Raw genomic sequence first — 16,753 nt, 5'->3', positions numbered from 1 at the left:
GGCACCGGACCACGCCGCCACCTCCAGCCGCTCCGCCGCCGGCCCAAGCAACTGGACACCGAGCCCGCACTCTTCCGCCCCGGCAGCGGCGGGCAGGCCCTCGTCACCACGACGAGTTCACCTCGCCGCGACGGCCCGTCGGGCCCGGCCGGCGGCACCACCCCGGCTTCCTCCGACGAGCAGGGCGAGGTGATCGCCCTCGCCGACCTCGACGCCTCCACGACGGACGGCGACGCGCTCGCACGACGACGGGCCCGGGAGATCGCCCGCCGGCTTGCCGTCGCCCGCCCCCGGAAGGACGACCGCGCCCGGGCCGCGGGTGGAGAGCTCACCAGCGTCCGGTGGCGCGCGGGGTCGGACGACATCGATCTCGACCGCACCCTGGATGCGCTGGCCGAGACGCCATTCCCCGACGACGACGACGTCGTCGTCCGGGAGCACCGGCGGATGCGCCGGTCGGTCGTCCTGGTGGTCGACGTCTCCGGATCCATGCGGGGCGAGCGGATACGCACGGCGGCCGCGGCCGTCGGCGCGCTGGCCGGCGAGCTGGCCCGCGACCGGGTCGCGGTGGTCGCCTTCTGGTCCGACGCCGCGGTCCTGCTGCGGCTCGGCGAGCCCGTCGACCCGACCGCTCTCCTGGACCTCCTGCTCCGGGTGCCCACCGGCGGGCTGACGAACGTGGCGTTCGCCCTCGAGGTGGCCCGCCGTCAGCTCGCCGGCGTCTCCCCGCGGGACGCTCGGGTGCTGCTCCTGTCCGACTGCGTCCACAACGCCGGACCCGATCCGCGGACGGTGGCCGCCGGCCTCCCGCGACTGGACGTGCTGGTCGACGTCTCCGGCGAGGTCGATACCGACCTGGGCCGGGATCTGGCCGCCATGGGCCGCGGTCGCGTCCGGCTGATCCGCACCCACCGGGACGTCCCCCCGGCGATGAGCGACCTGTTCGCCGACCGCCGCTGAACGGTGATATCGAAAGCCTTCCCGGAACGCTCTTGACGGCCGCCTCCCGATCGAAGAACATCGGTCGGGAGGGGACTTCGGCCTGGTGTTCGCCGCCCTCCCGACGACGAGGACGCGATCCGCATCAGCTCGCCACGTGCTTCCGGGCTCTCCGCTGCCACCGATGAGTCCGCCGGGGATGCCCGCCGCGCCCGGTGGCTGCTCGTCGCCTGCCTGATCGGGATCTTCTCGACCACGTTCCCGGCGACAATCCTGACGATCTCGCTGCAACCGATCGCCCTCGACCTCGACTCGATGCCCTCGACCATCGCCTGGGTGACGACGGCGCCGATGCTGGCCTCCGCGGTCGCGACACCCGTGCTGGGCCGACTGGGTGACCTGCGCGGTCACCGCCGGCTGTACCTGTTCGGCCTGATCCTCGCCGGCACCTTCTCGGTCCTCACCGCGATGGCCTGGGGCGCGCCCAGCCTCATCGCCTTCCGCACGCTGTCGCAGCTCGGGGCGGCCGCCACCGTGCCCGCGACCTTCGCCATCCTGTTCCGCGCGTATCCCGCCGAGCAGCGGGTGCGGGCGTCCTCGCTCGCCTCCGGGACCCTCGCGGGCGCCGCAGTTGTCGGCGTGGTGATCGGCGGCCCACTCGTGGACCTCGTCGGCTGGCGGCCGATCTTCCTCGTGCACGCGGGGATCGCTTTCCTGGCGCTGGCGTTCGCGCTCGCCACGCTCCCGAAGGACGACGGGGTGCGCGCCGAGGGCGACCTGGATGTGGCCGGCGCGGCGGCGCTGGCGATCGCGACGCTCCTGCTGACCTTCGGGATCAACCGGCTCGGCGCCTGGGGCCTGTCGCCGATCCCCCTGATCTGCCTGGCGCTCGTTCCGTTCGCCGTCTGGGCGCTGGTCGTGATCGAGCGCCGGGCCCCCTCGCCCCTGCTCCCCCTGCGGGTGCTGGCCGCCAGGAACACCCGGGTGGTCTGCGCGGCGACGTTCCTGCTCGGTGCCGGCTGGATGGGCAACTTCGTCATCACACCGCTGCTACTGCTCTCGGTGCTCGGCATCTCCGTCGCGGTGACGTCGCTGATCACCGTCCCGCGGGCGACTTTCATCATGCTGGCCGCGCCGGTGGCCGGACGCCTCGGCGTTCGCTACGGCGAGCGGAGGCTCGTGATCGTCGCGAGCGCCGCGCTGGCGCTCGTCCTGGGACTGATGGCGGTGGGCGCGGCCATCGAGAGCGTCGTCGTCATCGCCCTCGCCCTTCCCCTGAGCGGCTGGGCCCTCGGCCACGCCCAGCCGGGGCTGATCTCCGCCATGGGCCACGCCGTCCGCGAGGAGGACTTCGGCGTGGCCGTCTCGCTGCAGCAGACGGCGAACCAGATCGGCGCCGTCGTCGGGATCGGGCTCTTCACGGCGCTGGCCGCCGACTCGACCACCCCGGGCCCGTTCGTGCTCGTCTTCCTGCTGACCGCCGGGTGTGCCGCCGCCGCCGCGGTGCTCGCGCTGCGGATGCACGACAGCCGGGCCATCGAGCCCCACCTGCCGCCCCCGGTGGACGACGGCCGCGAGGTCCTCCCCCTAAAGCAGGAGCACCCATGACCACCGAGGAGATCCCGATGGACGCACGCACACTCGACGACACCACCGTCGGCACCGTCTCCCTCGGCGACCGCACGGTCGGGCGGCTGGGCTTCGGCGCGATGCGCGTCTCCAGCGCCCGCAACGCCGAGGGCAAGCGGGACCGCGCCGAGGCCGTGCGGTTGTGCCGGCGGGCGTACGAGCGCGGCGTGCGGTTCTTCGACACCGCCGACATCTACGGGCTGGGCGAGTCCGAGGAGATCATCGCCGAGGCGCTGCACCCCTATCCCGACGACCTGGTGATCGGCACCAAGGCGGGCTTCCGGCCGGCCCGGATGGACCCCGGGCACGCGACCATGCCGCCCAGCGGCCGGCCGGAGAACATCAGGGTCCAGGCCGAGAAGAGCCTGACAGCGCTCCGGCTGGACTGCCTGCCCGTCTACCAGGTGCACGTGCCGGACCCCTCGGTTCCCTACGCCGACACCCTCGGCGCCTTCGCCGACCTGCAGCAGGAGGGCAAGGTCGCGCACATCGGGGTGTGCAACGTGAGCGAGGCCCAGCTGGAGCTGGCCCGCTCGATGTTCCCGGTGGTCTCGGTGCAGAACCGCTACAACGCCTCCGACCGCGCCTTCGAGAGTGTCCTGGCCGCGTGCGAGGCGGCCGGCATCCCGTTCCTCCCCTGGCAGCCGATCGCCGTCCAGCCGAACCTGGCGGGCCGCACGGTCGCCGAGGTGGCGGCCGAGATGGGCGTGCTGCCCCAGCAGGTCGCCCTCGCCTGGCTGTTCCGGCGTTCGCCGCTGATGCTGCCGATCCCGGGGACCTCCAAGGTGGCCCACCTGGACGACAACATCGACGGGGCCTGGGTGTCGTTGTCGGACGAGGACTACGGACGCATCGACCGGGCCGCCGCCCTGTAATGGCACTCCGGCGTCGTCCCGTGGCGCAGGACGCCGCCGGGGTCGCCGCGCATCCGTGGTGGGCGCTCGCCGTGCTCTGCATCAGCCTGGTGGTCGTCACCATCCAGACCAGCATCCTGAACGTCGCGCTGCCGAGCCTGGTCCGGGACATCGGCGCGGACGACGCCGAGCTCCAGTGGATCGTCGACTCCTACATCGTCGCGTTCGCCGGGGTGCTCCTGACCGGCGCGGCGGTGGCCGACCGGTTCGGCCGCCGGGGCGTGATGATGGCCGGGCTGGTGCTGTGCGGGCTCGCCTCCGTCGCTGCGGCGCTCTCGCAGAACCCGGGTCCGCTGATCGTCTGGCGCACGGTGATGGGGATCGGGGCGGCGCTCGTCATGCCGGCGACCCTGTCGATCCTGGTCAACGTCTTCACCGAGCCGGCGCAGCGCACACGGGCGATCGCCTACTGGACGCTGATGAACGCGACCGGCGCCTTCATCGGCCCGATCGCCGGCGGGCTGCTGCTGGGCTGGACCTCGTGGCAGTCCTGCTTCTACGTCACGCTGCCGCTGATCGTGGTGGCGGTGGTCCTCGGCTACGTCGTCGTCCCGACCTCGCGGGACCCGGCGGCGGCCCGCTTCGACGTGGCCGGGGGCGTGCTCTCGACAGCAGCGCTCGGGGCGCTGATCTGGGGCATCATCGAGGGCCCCTCGCGGGGGTGGACGGACGGCGTCGTCCTCGGCGTGTTCGCCGCAGCCGTGGCGCTGGGGGCCGCGTTCGTGGCCTGGGAACGGCGGACGCCCGCGCCCATGCTGGACCTGACCATCTTCGCCAACCGGCAGCTGCGCGGCGCCACCGTCGCGCTCACGGTCGCGTTCCTGGCGATGACGGGCGCCATGTACCTCGCCGGCCTGGCGCTCCAGCTGGGCAAGGGCTACACCCCCCTGGCCGCGGCGGTGGCGATCTCGGTGCCCGTGACCGTCGTGAACTTCCTCGTCGTGCCCCGCACCCCGTGGCTGATCGAGCGGTTCGGCATCCGGGCCATGGTCAGCGGCGGCATCGCGCTCATCGCCTGCGCGGCGCTCGTCATCTCCACCATGACGGTGAACTCGGGATACCTCGTCCTGTGCCTGGGCTTCGCGCTGATGGCCCTGGCGTTCAGCTCCTTCGTACCGGCCAGCACGGAGGCGGTGGTCACCTCGGTGCCCGCCGAGCGGTCCGGTGGCGCTTCGGCGGTCAACCAGCTCACCCGCCAGGTCGGTCAGGCCCTCGGCGTCGCCCTGGGCGGAGCGCTGACGGCGGTCGGGTACACGGCCTCGTTCACCGCACCGGACCGGGGCGTCAGCCCGGTGGCGGCCGAGGCGGCCGGCACGTCGCTGACCGACGCCCTGGCGGTCGGCGCGGGGCTGCCGGCGCAGGCGCGTGCGGCGCTCGAGCTCGCCGCCCACGAGGCGTACGTGTCCGGCATCCGGCTGTCCCTGTGGGTGGCCGCCGGCATCGCCCTGTGCGGTGCCGCGTACGCCGCGGCCACCATCCCCGGCCGCCGGACGGCTCCGGCCGAGGTGCACCACGTCGAGCAGGACCCGCGCTCGGTCGACCCCACCGGCACGGCCTTCGAGACGACCTGAGCCGTCACACCGGCTGTTCGGGTAGTCCCCTGCCGCGCCGTGCCGCGTTGTACTCGTGCACGAGGCCACGCTCGTAGCTCTGCGTCCACTCCGGAGGCAGGGCCTTCCACGCGGTGCCGATGTCGAGCCGGGGCGCGCGCCGCAGGCGGTCGGCCGCGACGACGTCGGCGAGGAACAGCGTGTTCTCCTCCGTGTCGAGCGACGCGACCACCCGGCCCTCCACGTAGCTCAGGGCGTCGGTGAGGATCGGCGACCCCGTGACCCCCGGCTTCGTGGCCAGCGTCGCGAGCTTGTCGCCGTCGCGTCCGGAGCTCCCGCCGAGCGTCATGATGATCGCCAGCGAGGCCGCCAGGACGTCGTCGTCGCCGCCGGCCAGCAGGTGCATCGCGAAGACGCCCGACTCCTTGACCAGGTCGTGGGTCAGGTTCCGCTTGGCCAGGCTGATCTGGACGCGCGGCGCCTCCCGCAGCACGCTGCCCGCCCCGGCGGAGAGCGAGATCAGCCCGTTGGCCCGGCCGCCCGCCGTCGTGGTGACCGCCACCGGGAACGGCCGGAGCCCGGAGAGGACGGCGTCGGCAGCGGCCAGGTCGAGGCTTTCGGTCACCGCCCCTGCCAGACGGGAGCCCGCTTCTCGATGAAGGCGGTGGCGCCCTCCTTGGCGTCGACGCTGTTGAACACCTCCGGCTGGAGCTCCGCCTGCAGAGCCCACACCTGGTCGGCCGGGAGCACCGCGGCCGCGCGGACCAGCCGCTTCGTGGCCTGCACGCCGAGCGGGCCGTTGGCCGAGATGAGGTCGGCCAGGGCCACCGCCTCGTCGAGCACCTGCTCCGGGGCGACGACGCGGTTGATCAGCCCGAGCTGGAACGCGCGCTCGGCCGCCACGTAGTCACCGGTGAGCGTCAGCTCGAGGGCGACGGCCAGCGGGATGCGGCCGCCGAGGAACACGCCGCCGCCCGCGGCGAACAGCGAGCGCTTGACCTCCGGCAGGCCGAACCGGGCCGCCGACGAGGCGACCACCATGTCGCAGGCCAGGAGCAGCTCGAACCCGCCGGCGACCGCCGTGGCGTTGGCGGCCCCGATCACCGGGGTATCGACGCCCTCGCGCACGAACCGCTGGTAGCCCGCCAGACCGGCCTTGTCCTCGTCGGACTGCGCGCCGCCGGTGCCCTCGGCGAAGCCGCGCAGGTCCATGCCCGCGCAGAACGCCTTGTCGCCGGTCGCCGTGATCACGATCGACCGGATCTCCGGGTCGGCGTCGGCTTCCGCGATGCCGTTGCCGAGGCCGGCGAGCACCCCGATGTTGAGCGAGTTGCGCGCCTCCGGACGGTTGATCCTCAGCACCTGCACCGCGCCCCGGCGCTCCTTCTCGACCTCTGCCATTGCGTGTCCTCCATCGTGTGACCGGGCCCGTGCCGCGCCGTGCGCGCGGACTCCTGCACCTCGACGGGAACCGTCTCTTGCGCAGTCACGAAAGGCTTACCATAAGGTAGTGCGCAAGGACCGTTCTGCGGACCGGCTCGCACGCTGACTGCCGCTCCGCCGACCCCTCACCGCATCCGGGACAAGGGAGTTCACGTGGAGATCCAGGGCAAGAAGGCCATCGTCGTCGGGGGCGCATCGGGCATGGGCCGCGCGACCGCACAGGCGCTCGCCAAGGGCGGCGCCGACGTGGCGGTGCTGGACCGGCCCACCTCGGCCGGCGCCGAGGTCGCGGCCGAGTTCGGCGGCACGTTCTACGAGTGCGACGTCACCGACTTCGACGGCACCGAGCGGGCCCTGCACGACGCCGTGGCCGCGCTCGGCGGGCTGCACATCGCCGTCACCACGGCCGGGGGCGGCGCGGCCAAGCGCACGCTCACGAAGGAGGGCCCGCACGACCTGGAGACCTTCCGCCGGGTGCTCGACCTCAACGTCGTCGCCACCTTCAACATCAACCGGCTGTCGGCGGACTACATGAGCCGCAACGAGCCCGAGGACGACGAGCGCGGCGTCATCATCAACACCGCGTCCATCGCCGCGTTCGAGGGACAGATCGGCCAGGTCTCCTACACCGCCGCCAAGGCCGCGATCGCCGGGATGTCCCTGACCATGGCGCGCGACCTCGGCTCACTCGGGATCCGGGTTCTCGCGATCGCCCCCAGCCTGTTCGCCACCGGCGGGACGGCGAAGATGGACGACAGCCGGATCGCTCCGCTCATCGCCGGCAACGCGTTCCCCAAGCGGATGGGGCGGCCCGAGGAGTACGCCAAGCTCGCGCTCGCCATCGTCGACAACCCGATGCTCAACGGCCAGTGCCTGCGGCTGGACGCAGGAATGCGCTTCGGGCCCAAGTGAGACTGGTCCGCGGCGGTCCCGCGCCGGACGGTCCGGACGTCGGCGCCGGCCTCTCCGCCGACTGGCTGCAGGGGCCGGTGTCCGCACCCGGGTCGCTCGACGTCGGCCTGATGACCTTCGCGCCGGGCGCCGCCACCCCGTTGCACATGCACCGCGAGGGCCAGGTGCTGGTGGTCACGGCCGGCGAGGGTTTCGTCGAGGCGGGCGGCGAACGGCTCGAGATCGGCCCCGGCGACGTCGTCCTGGCAGCGCCTGGCGAGTGGCACGTGCACGGTGCGGCCGCCCAGGTCGGGCTGGTCCACGTGTCGGTCACCACCGGCGCCCACGAGGTCGCGGACCCGTCCTGACGGGTGTGCGCGCGCCGGTCGGATCGCCGGTGTATATCTGGCTATACGGCCTAAAGGTGCATCCGCGAGAGGCCCGGCACCGAGGAGCTCAGTGAACCGACGGACGCCGGTACGACAGCTGCCCCCGGCCACCGCCCCGGCCGCCCGGCGCAGGCCGATGGGGCTGGTGCTGGCGACGCTGTCCCTGTGCGGAACGGTCACGGCCCTCCAGCAGACGCTGATCATCCCCGTGCTGCCGGACCTGCCCGAACTGCTGGACACCTCGGCGAGCAACGCCTCGTGGCTGGTGACGGCGACGCTCCTCGCCGGCGCCGTCGCGACGCCGGTCGTGACGCGACTGGCGGACATGTTCGGCAAGCGCCTGCTGATGAGCGTCTGCCTCGCGGTCATGGTCAGCGGCTCGCTGCTGGCGGCGATGAGCCACTCGCTGGGCCCCGTCGTCGCCGGCCGGGCGATGCAGGGGGTCGGGCTGGCCCTCATCCCGGTCGGGATCGCGGTCATGCGCGACGAGCTCTCCTCCGAGCGCGTGCCCCTTGGTGTGGCGCTCATGAGCGCCACCCTGGCGATCGGGGCCGGGGCGGGGCTGCCGCTGTCCGGCCTGATCGCCGAGCACTTCGACTGGCACGCGCTGTTCTGGGTGACCGCGGTCGCCGGTGCCCTCATGCTGCTGGCCGTTCCCCTCGTCCTCTCGCAGTCCCCGACACGCACGCGCGGCAGGTTCGACTTCCGCGGCGCACTGGTGCTCTCGACGGGGCTGACCGCCGTCCTGCTCGCGCTCTCCAAGGGCGCGGAATGGGGCTGGGCGTCTGCGCTCACCCTCGGTGCCGGCCTCGGCGGGGCGGTCCTGCTGGTGTCCTTCGTCCCCCTCCAGCTCCGGGTGCCCAATCCGCTGGTCGACGTCCGGATCGCCCGCCGGCCGGCCGTGCTGCTGGTCAACATCACCGCCGTGCTCCTGGGCTTCGGCATGTTCGCCAACCTCCTCGTGACGACCCAGCTGCTGCAGCTGCCGACCAGCACCGGCTTCGGCCTGGGCCTGGACGTGATCAGCACCGGCGTCTGGATGGCTCCGAGCGCCCTGGTCTTCGGGGCGATGGCACCGATCTCGGCGACGGTCATCAACCGCATCGGGGCACAGGCGACGCTGCTGATCGGCGCGGGCAGCATGGCTGCCTCCTACGTCGTCCGCGTGTTCTTCAGCGCCGAGCTGTGGCAGGTGGTGTCGGGCTCGATGCTGGTCAGCGTCGGCACGTCCCTGACCTACGCGGCGATGCCCATCCTGATCATGAGTGCGGTGCCGGTGACCGGGACGGCGTCGGCGAACGGCCTGAACACGCTGCTGCGCTCGTTCGGCACCTCGCTGTCCAGCGCCGCCATCGCTGCCGTCGTCACGATGGGTTCCACCCTGATCGCCGGGGCGTCCTTCCCCACCTTCGGAGCCCTCAGCTCCGTGTTCTGGATGGCGGCCGGCGCCTGTCTGCTGGCCACCGCCGTCGCCGTGCCGCTGTTCCGGCTCGCCCCCAGCCGGCACGTGCACATCACGGCCGCCGAGGCGCTGGCCGCGGAGACCGAGGTCGACTTCATGCCGACGGTGGCGCCACCGCCGGCGTCCGGGTTGCTGGGCGGGCCGGCCTCCCCGAGGGCAGCCGTTCCCGAAGCGACGACCGTCCGCTGAGCGGCGCCGGGACCGCTACATGAGCACCTTGCTGCCGGGGTAGCCGGCGCGAGGAAGGCCCAGGACGTGCTGGGCGATGATGGTGCGGAACACCTCGACGGTGCCGCCGTACGTGGCGGTTCCCTGTGCCCACCGGTGGGCGAAGTCGACGTCGCCGTCCCCGAGCGCCCCGTCCGCGCCGGGCGAGAGCAGGCCCACGGCCCCCGTCAGGTCCAGCAGTTCGGCCGCGCCCTCCACGATCGCGAGCGAACCCTTGACCCGGCCCATGGGCCCCGGCGTGACGACGCCGGCCTCGAGTTCGACGGCGACCCGGGCCAGCCGGGCCACCACCGACGGGTCGTCGACCGGGCGGCTGCCGTCGGGCCCCGTCTCGCGGGCCCAGGCGAGCGTCTCGTCGAGCGCGACCTCCAGCGGGCGGAGGAAGCTGCGGCCGACCGACGGGTCAGCGAGTCCGTCGCTGGCCGTGCCGACGCTGTGCTCCTCGTCGAGCGGTCCGTGCAGCACCGCCCAGCCGTCGTTGACGCCGCCGAGGCGGTAGCGGTCGGAGATGCGCACGTCGCCGTAGTAGACGGCGTTGGTGCGCTCCCCGCCGAACGTGCGGATGGCCTGGATCTCCACTCCCGGCGCGGCCAGCGGGACCAGGAACATGGTGAGGCCCTTGTGCTTGGGCAGCTCGGGGTCGGTGCGGGCGATCAGGAAGGTGTACTGGCAGTTCTGCGCGCCGGTGGTGAACATCTTCGCGCCGTTGAGCACCCACTCGTCGCCGTCCCGCACGGCGCGCAGGCGCGAGGCCGCGATGTCCGAGCCGCCCTCGGGGTCGGTGTAACCGAGGCAGAAGCGCGCGGTGCCGTCGGCGACCCGGGGTGCGAGCTCGTCCCGCAGGGAGGGATCGGCGAACCGGTCGACCGCCGTCCACACCAGGTTGGTGGTGCCCGCGGTGATGTCGGGGACCCGGTGGCGCTGCAGTTCCAGTTCCAGGATGCGGCGGCGGAGCGGGTCCAGCCCCGCGCCGCCGTCCTCGGGCGACCACTGCGGTGTCAGCCAGCCGCGGCTGCCCAGGGCGAGGTGGACGCGCTCGTTGAAGCCGTCGCCGTGCGCCCGCTCGTGCTCGAGCACGTCGGGTGTGACGAGCGCGTCGAGGAACGACCGCACCTCGTCGGCGAATTCCTGCTGCTCGGGCGTGAGTTCGATCGTGCCGAAGTCCATGTCCTCGTCCCTCAGTCCGTGCCGGTGATCAGGTCGCCGATGTCCTGCAGGTTCTCCCCTGGGCCTACGGCGAGCAGGCTCCAGCCCTTGGCACGCAGGAAGTACAGGCTCGCGTCGGCCTCGGCGGTGAATCCCAGGCCACCCTGCATGTGCGCGGACGTCGTGGTGCCGTGGGTCGCCGTCCGGACCGCGTAGTCGAAGGCCATCAGCGGGAGCTCGGGGCGCGATCCCGGCTCGTGCTCGGTGAGCCAGGCCGCCTTCCACACCAGGTTCCGGGCGCCGGAGACGGCGATCGCGACGTCGGCCAGGGGGAACGCGACACCCTGCAGGGTGCCGATCGGCACCCCCATGGTCCGGCGCGTCTTCGCGAACTCGACCGCAAGGTGCAGGGCGGCCTCCGTCAGTCCGACCAGGGCTGCCGCCGTCAGGAGCCGCCACTCGGCGACCGCAGCCCGGTGCAGGTCCCTGGCCTCGTCGCCCACGGCCAGCACGACCCGCTCCTGCCCCGGGTCCGGAGCCCACCAGGCAAGTGGGGTGGAGCCCTGGTTGGCCACGTGCGGCGCCGGTCCCGCCGCCGAGTGGAGCGCCAGTTTGTCCCCGGACAGCGCGAGCACGTCGGCGGCCACAGCGGCGTCGGGCACCAGCTGCCGGCGACCGTTCCGCACGGCGGCGGGGGCGAGCGCGAACACGCGATCGCCGCGGGCCGCGGGCGCCAGCACCTCGTCGGAGGCGCCGGCCCGGGCCAGGAGGCGGGTCGCCACGGCATGCCCGACGAGGGGGACGGGCGCGACCGCTCGGCCCAACTCCTCGGCGATCAGGACGAGGTCGACGAGCGTGGCGTCGTCCCCACCGCGGGCCTCGGGGAGGCTCATCGACGCCACACCCAGGTCGAGGACCCTGCGCCAGAGATCCTCGTCGAAGCCCAGGGGCTCCGCGGCGCGCACCGTGCCGGTCGGGCACTGCTTGGCGAAGAACTCGGCGACGGAGGTCTGGAGCGCCTTCTGGTCCTCGTCGAGGGAGAAGTCCTGGCGACGCAGTTCGAACCGGTCCATATCGACACCATGTCACTTCGGCGCCGTGGGGCCTATACCTCCGTCGACCTTGACCCGCAGGAGCCCGTGGGTTAGATATAACGCGGCGTCAGTTTCTCGGCCGCACCTGGCGGAACCGGCGTCGGTCCCCCGTCCGACGGCCGCGGGACCGCCATGACCCACATCAGGGCTCACCACCGGGAGATGACCGTGGCCATCGAGCTGCGCTGGAACGACTACTCGCTCAGTGAGGACGACGTCGACGTCCGCGCCATGCTGCGGGAGTTCTTCGCCGAGCAGTCCCCAGCCGAGGTGGTGCGCGCCGCGGAGCCGCTCGGTTTCGACGAGTCGCTCTGGCGGTCCGCGCTCCGGGCCGGCATCGCCGACCTGTCCCTGCCGGAGGAGCACGGCGGTCAGGGCGCCGGCCTGACCGAGCTCGTGCTGGCCGCGGAGGAGGTCGGGCGGACCGTCGCCCCCGTGCCGCTGGTCGACCACGCCGTCGCGACCCGGCTGCTGGCCGAGCTGCCCGAGACGCACCCCGAGCTCGCCCCGGCCGTCGCCGGCGACCTGATCCTGTCGATCGCGCCCCTGTCCGCCCGCCGGCCTGGGGCCCAGCTCGTGCCCAGCGGCGCCGTTGCCCGCGGCGTCCTCGCGATGGACGGCGACGACCTGGTGCTGCTCCGTCGGGAGTCGACACCGGCGCCTGCCGACAACCAGGGATCCGCTCCCGTGGCGTGGTGGGACCCCGCCGATCCGATGGTCGAGCGCAGCGTGCTCGCCACCGGGGAGGCCGCGCGCGCCCTGTGGCGCCGCGCGGAGGCCGAGTGGCAGGTCGCCACCGCTTCGGCGCTGGTCGGCCTGGCGGAGGGCGCAAGCCTGCTCGCCCGCACGTACACGGTGCAGCGCAAGGCGTTCGGCACGCCGATCGCGGCGTTCCAGGCCATCAGCCACACGCTCGTCGACGTCCACGAGGCCGTGCAGACCGCACGCAACCTGACGCTCAAGGCGGCGTGGTTCCTCGCCGAGGAGCCCGACTCCCGCCCCGACCTGCCCACCATGGCGCTCGCGAACGCCGCGCGCGTGGCCACCGACGTGACCATGAAGTGCGTCCACGTCCACGGCGGCTTCGGCATCATGCTCGAGGCCGACGTGTCGCTGTTCCACCGCCGGGCCGCGGTCTGGGGTCAGCTGGGCGGGGGGTCCTCCCTCCACCTGCAGACGATCGCCGCCGGGCTCGACCGGCTCGCGGCCCGTGCCGCCACCCCCGCCGCCGCGCCGGCAGCACCGGCCACCGCGCCCGTCCGCATCACCTCCGCGACGAGCCGCCCGGCCGCCGACCTGATCACCTCCCGGGAGTCCTGATGAACTTCGGTCCGCTCGCGCTCGACCCGTCCCAGGAGGCCTTCGAGGCCGAGGCCCGCCGCCTGCTCGAGGAGCACTGGACGCCGGACCCGCACATCATCGCCCTCGACCACGACCGGCCGACCCCCGAGCTCGTCGAGGTGCTCGCCGAGCGCGGCTGGGTGCACCCGCGGACCTCACCGGAGGACGGCGGCGCCGGGCTGGGCGCCGTCGAGGCGCGGCTGCTCACGGCACTGTTCGACGAGTACCGGGTGCCCAACTACAACAACGACCTGATCCTCCCCACCCTGCGCACGCACGGTTCCCCGGAGCTCAAGGCCACCGTGCTGCCCGACCTCGCCAGCGGCCGCAAGTCCTTCTGCCTGGGCTACAGCGAGCCCGACAGCGGCTCGGACATGGCCGCCGCCCGCACGCGGGCCGTGCAGGACGGCGACACCTGGGTGATCAACGGCGCGAAGATGTTCACGACCTACGCGCACGAGTCCGACTACGTGTTCATGCTGGCCCGGACGGGCCCGGTCGAGGACAAGCACCGCACCCTCACGATGTTCCTGGTCCCGATGGACTCCGAGGGCGTCGAGGTGCAGCCCATCTGGGCCATGGGCCGCGTGCGCACCAACATGACCTTCTACCGCGACGTCCGTATCCCCGACAGCTACCGCCTCGGCCCGGTCAACGAGGGGTGGCGGGTCGTCTCGGAGCCGCTGGCCGCCGAGCACGGCAAGGGCGACTTCGACGCGCTCGAGGACCTCAACGGCTCCATGGGCGCAGCGTTCACCCGCACGCTGGAACGGCTCGTCCAGTACACCGTCGACTGGGCGGTGCAGACGACGGGTGCCGACGGCCGCCCGTTGATCGAGGACCCGGTGGTCCGCCAGCAGCTGGCCACCGCGCTGCTGGACATCGAGGTCTGCTGGAACACCCCGGGCGAGTTCGGCAAGGTCATGGCGGCCGAGACGCTGATCCGGCACGCCGACGCCCTGGCCGACCTGACCGCGCCCGCCGGCATCCTCACCGACGGCGCCGAGGGTGCGATCGCCCACGGCCTGATCGGCTGGGCGCGGCTGTTCGCTCCGGGGACGGCGATCTACGGCGGGACCACCGAGATCTACCGCAACAACCTGGCGCGCGGCGCCCTCGGCCTCCCGCGGTCCCGCTGACCGCGCGGCCTGCGGCCCCGGGAACCGCCGTGGAGTCGGCGCTGGACGCCCTCGATCTCCGGCGCACCGGGGACCTCACCTTCGAGGCGGACAGCGTCGCGCTCGGCGGCGGCCGGCCGGTCTTCGGCGGCCAGCTGCTCGGCCAGGTGGTCATGGCCGCCGCGGCGGTGCAGCCCGACAAGCACGTCCGCACCGCCCAGGTGATGTTCCCGCGGACCGGGGACACCGGCCGGCCGCTGACGGTGACCGTCGACCCGATCCACCTCGGTCGGACGATGGCGACGGTCGGGGTCGCGGTCACGCAGGGCGACCGGCACGTGTGCCGGGCGACGGTCCTGCTCGACAGCGACGAGGCCGACGTGATGCGCCATGCGGCGCCGTTCCCGGAGATCGGCGGGCCCGAGGCCGCGGCGCCCGCACCCGGGCTGACCGAGTCGGGTTCGGAGCTACGCCTGGCCGGGGGCGTCGACCTGGAGGGCGTCGCCGCCGACGGGCCCCCGGAACTGTTCGCCTGGGTCCGCTGGCCGTCGGCCCCGGCCGGCGACCGGGCCCGGAACCACGCGCTCGCCGCCTGGTACACCGACAGCCTGATCATCGGCGCCGCGATGCGTCCCCACGAGGGCATCGGCATGGGCATGGCGCACGAGTCGCTCTCCACCGGCGTCGTCACCCACACGCTGACGTTCCACGAGTCCTTCGACGCCGCCGGCTGGCATCTGGTGTCGAACGAGAGCAGCTACGCCGGAGGCGGCCGGGTCTACGGGACCGGGCGCATCCACACCGCCGACGGCCGGCTCGTGGCCTCCTTCGTCCAGGACGCCTTCGTCCGCGCCTTCCCGGACCACGTGACCCAGCGGGGGGCGTCCTCCGGCGTCATGTGACCGCACGCCACGGAGCGGTGTCCAGCACCAGGTCCAGGGCGAGTGACACCTGCCGGCGCACCTTGTCACTCGGCGCGGTCGTGATCCCCGACGACAGGGCCCAGGCCATGCCGAGCACGGATTCCAGCAGCCGGTCGACGTCGGTGTCCTCCGGGAGCTCCCCGGAGGACACGGACTCGTCGAGGATCGCGCGGATGGCGTTCCGCAGGCCGCCGACGTAGTCGCGCAGCGCCTTGCGCAGCTGCGGATCGTTCGCGCTCTCCCGCACCAGGATCATGTAGAAGTCGCCCATCTCGAGGGTGCGCAGCGCGTCGTCGAGGCTTGCCCGCAGCAGCCCGCGGAGCCGCTCGCGCCCCGAGAGCCCGTCCACCGGGGCATCGACCCACCACTGGTGGCCGAGCCCCCGCCGCGCGGACTCGACGGTGTGCTCGAACAGCACCGCGCGCGCGAGGTCGGCGCGCGACCTGAAGTAGTTGTAGAGGGCGGTCCGGGTGAGTCCCGCGTCCTCCGCGATGGCCTGCATCGACGTCCCGTCGTAGCCGGCCTGCAGGAAGTGGCGGGTCGCCACCTCGAGGATGTGCCGACGGGTCTCGGCCCCCTCGGACTGCGGCGGCCGGCCCGGACGGCGACGCGGCACGACCCCCTCGGGTGCCGTGTCGCTGCTCGTGCTGCCTGACGGCACTGGACCCTCCCTGATCGGTCCCGGAGCCGGTTCCCCGACTCCGGGACCCTAGTCATCGCAGAGTCATCGCAGAGTCATCGCAGGTCGACGCTCAGGGCTGGTCGACGACGAGGGGGCGGACCGGCGGGGCCTCGTTCCACGCGACCACCCCCAACTCCGGCGTGCCCGCCGGATAGCCCCCGGTGCGCTCGGCCCAGGCGGAGTGGTTGACCTGGTGCATGGTGAAGCAGGCGTTGAGCGCGTTGTGGAAGCCCATGTTGTCGACCGTCTGGTTGACCGACTCCTTGATGAGCAGGGCCGCCATCGTGTCGACCGTGCTGATCCGCCGGGCGAACTCGACCGTCTTCTCGGACACGTCGTCGGCGGGGAAGATCTTGCTGACCATGCCGAGCTGGTGCGCCTCCTCGGCGGTGATGGAGTCGCCGGTCAGCATCATCTCCTTCGTCTTGCGGGGGCCGAACTCCCACGGGTGGGCGAAGTACTCGACGCCGCACATGCCCAGCCGCGTGCCGACGACGTCGGCGAACTCGGTGCCCTCGGCCGCCACGATCAGGTCGCAGGCCCACATCAGCATGAGGCCGGCCGCGTAGACCTTGCCGTGCACCTCGGCGACGGTGATCTTGCGCAGGTCACGCCACCGCAGGGTGTTCCGGAAGAAGTAGTGCCACTCCTGCAGCATGCGGGCCTCGGGCGCCGGCCGGGTGCCGCCGTTGACCTGGAACGACCAGTGCTGGTCGGGCCCCGGCTCACGCTCGGCGGTCGAGAGGGCCGACCCCATGTCGTGCCCGGCCGAGAACATCGGCCCGGCCCCGCGGAGGATGACGACGCGCACCTGGTCGTCGGCCTCGGCCGCGAGGAACGCCTCGTCCAGCTCCACGAGCAGGCCCCGGTTCTGGGCGTTGCGGGCCTTGGGCCGGTCGAGGGTGATCCGGGCGATCCGGCCCTCGTCCATCGTCTCGTAGGTGATGAAGCTGAAGTCCGTCACGGGATCCCCTCATTGGAATTGACGTTTTGACAGTTACCGT

Annotated in this window: 16 protein-coding genes; 10 read left to right on the top strand and 6 right to left on the bottom strand. The window is 72.9% G+C overall.

The features are described from left to right. Nucleotides 1-189 precede the first annotated feature (189 nt). The 4 genes from E4P38_RS09680 to E4P38_RS09665 all read left to right on the top strand — a co-directional run bounded on the left by E4P38_RS09680 (nt 190) and on the right by E4P38_RS09665 (nt 5,053). On the top strand, nt 190-960 hold the full coding sequence (locus tag E4P38_RS09680) for a vWA domain-containing protein (RefSeq protein WP_245160916.1): 771 nt from the start codon (nt 190-192) through the stop codon (nt 958-960). Between the two features lie 117 nt (nt 961-1,077). Continuing rightward, the gene (locus E4P38_RS09675) at nt 1,078-2,547 is read left to right on the top strand and encodes an MFS transporter (RefSeq protein ID WP_135131584.1); all 1,470 of its coding nucleotides are present in this window, start codon (nt 1,078-1,080) and stop codon (nt 2,545-2,547) included. Beyond that, the gene (locus tag E4P38_RS09670) at nt 2,544-3,443 is read left to right on the top strand and encodes an aldo/keto reductase (RefSeq protein WP_245160915.1); all 900 of its coding nucleotides are present in this window, start codon (nt 2,544-2,546) and stop codon (nt 3,441-3,443) included. Before E4P38_RS09675 ends, E4P38_RS09670 begins: the two co-directional genes overlap by 4 nt. Before the next feature lie 20 nt (nt 3,444-3,463). Then, the gene (locus E4P38_RS09665; protein WP_167760510.1) at nt 3,464-5,053 is read left to right on the top strand and encodes an MFS transporter; all 1,590 of its coding nucleotides are present in this window, start codon (nt 3,464-3,466) and stop codon (nt 5,051-5,053) included. Between the two features lie 4 nt (nt 5,054-5,057). Here E4P38_RS09665 and E4P38_RS09660 read toward each other — a convergent pair whose 3' ends face one another. Together E4P38_RS09660 and E4P38_RS09655 are read right to left on the bottom strand one after the other, a co-directional pair. Then, complete coding sequence (locus E4P38_RS09660; RefSeq protein WP_135131582.1) at nt 5,058-5,657, bottom strand: flavin reductase family protein; 600 nt, start codon at nt 5,655-5,657, stop codon at nt 5,058-5,060. Beyond that, nucleotides 5,654-6,433, bottom strand: coding sequence for an enoyl-CoA hydratase-related protein (locus E4P38_RS09655; protein WP_135131580.1), 780 nt, complete (start codon nt 6,431-6,433; stop codon nt 5,654-5,656). Before E4P38_RS09655 ends, E4P38_RS09660 begins: the two co-directional genes overlap by 4 nt. A 195-nt stretch (nt 6,434-6,628) precedes the next feature. On the opposite strand from E4P38_RS09655, the gene E4P38_RS09650 reads away from it, so the two are divergent. From E4P38_RS09650 to E4P38_RS09640, 3 genes are all read left to right on the top strand, one after another. Then, nucleotides 6,629-7,387: an SDR family NAD(P)-dependent oxidoreductase gene (locus tag E4P38_RS09650; protein WP_135131579.1), complete on the top strand. Its 759-nt coding sequence runs from the start codon at nt 6,629-6,631 to the stop codon at nt 7,385-7,387. Then, entirely contained in the window at nt 7,384-7,734 is a 351-nt protein-coding gene (locus tag E4P38_RS09645; RefSeq protein ID WP_209309027.1) for a cupin domain-containing protein, read from the top strand. The genes E4P38_RS09650 and E4P38_RS09645 overlap by 4 nt, the downstream gene beginning before the upstream one ends. Before the next feature lie 91 nt (nt 7,735-7,825). Continuing rightward, nucleotides 7,826-9,406, top strand: coding sequence for an MFS transporter (locus E4P38_RS09640; RefSeq protein ID WP_135131577.1), 1,581 nt, complete (start codon nt 7,826-7,828; stop codon nt 9,404-9,406). A gap of 15 nt (nt 9,407-9,421) precedes the next feature. Here E4P38_RS09640 and E4P38_RS09635 read toward each other — a convergent pair whose 3' ends face one another. Both E4P38_RS09635 and E4P38_RS09630 read right to left on the bottom strand, forming a co-directional pair. After that, nucleotides 9,422-10,612: an acyl-CoA dehydrogenase family protein gene (locus E4P38_RS09635; RefSeq protein WP_135131575.1), complete on the bottom strand. Its 1,191-nt coding sequence runs from the start codon at nt 10,610-10,612 to the stop codon at nt 9,422-9,424. Between the two features lie 11 nt (nt 10,613-10,623). After that, entirely contained in the window at nt 10,624-11,664 is a 1,041-nt protein-coding gene (locus E4P38_RS09630) for an acyl-CoA dehydrogenase family protein (protein WP_135131573.1), read from the bottom strand. 153 nt (nt 11,665-11,817) lie between these two features. Between E4P38_RS09630 and E4P38_RS09625 the strand changes: the two genes are divergently transcribed. The 3 genes from E4P38_RS09625 to E4P38_RS22870 are packed head-to-tail and all read left to right on the top strand — an operon-like array spanning nt 11,818 to nt 15,046. Then, the gene (locus E4P38_RS09625) at nt 11,818-13,005 is read left to right on the top strand and encodes an acyl-CoA dehydrogenase family protein (RefSeq protein ID WP_135131572.1); all 1,188 of its coding nucleotides are present in this window, start codon (nt 11,818-11,820) and stop codon (nt 13,003-13,005) included. Then, nucleotides 13,005-14,165: an acyl-CoA dehydrogenase family protein gene (locus E4P38_RS09620; RefSeq protein WP_135131570.1), complete on the top strand. Its 1,161-nt coding sequence runs from the start codon at nt 13,005-13,007 to the stop codon at nt 14,163-14,165. Before E4P38_RS09625 ends, E4P38_RS09620 begins: the two co-directional genes overlap by 1 nt. A gap of 29 nt (nt 14,166-14,194) precedes the next feature. After that, nucleotides 14,195-15,046 carry an acyl-CoA thioesterase domain-containing protein gene (locus tag E4P38_RS22870; RefSeq protein ID WP_167760509.1) on the top strand — a complete coding sequence of 284 codons (852 nt, stop codon included), beginning with the start codon at nt 14,195-14,197 and terminating at the stop codon, nt 15,044-15,046. Here the strand turns inward: E4P38_RS22870 and E4P38_RS09610 are convergent. Next, nucleotides 15,039-15,728 (bottom strand): TetR/AcrR family transcriptional regulator, encoded by a 690-nt coding sequence (locus E4P38_RS09610; protein WP_135131567.1) that lies wholly within the window; start codon nt 15,726-15,728, stop codon nt 15,039-15,041. The genes E4P38_RS22870 and E4P38_RS09610 overlap by 8 nt on opposite strands. A gap of 91 nt (nt 15,729-15,819) precedes the next feature. After that, on the bottom strand, nt 15,820-16,713 hold the full coding sequence (locus tag E4P38_RS09605; RefSeq protein ID WP_135131566.1) for an enoyl-CoA hydratase: 894 nt from the start codon (nt 16,711-16,713) through the stop codon (nt 15,820-15,822). Between the last annotated feature and the right edge of the window lie 40 nt (nt 16,714-16,753).

It is taken from the genome of Blastococcus sp. CT_GayMR16 (genome assembly GCF_004570875.1).
Taxonomy (GTDB): Bacteria; Actinomycetota; Actinomycetes; order Mycobacteriales; family Geodermatophilaceae; genus Blastococcus_B.
This window is presented reverse-complemented; position numbering and strand designations above follow the sequence as displayed.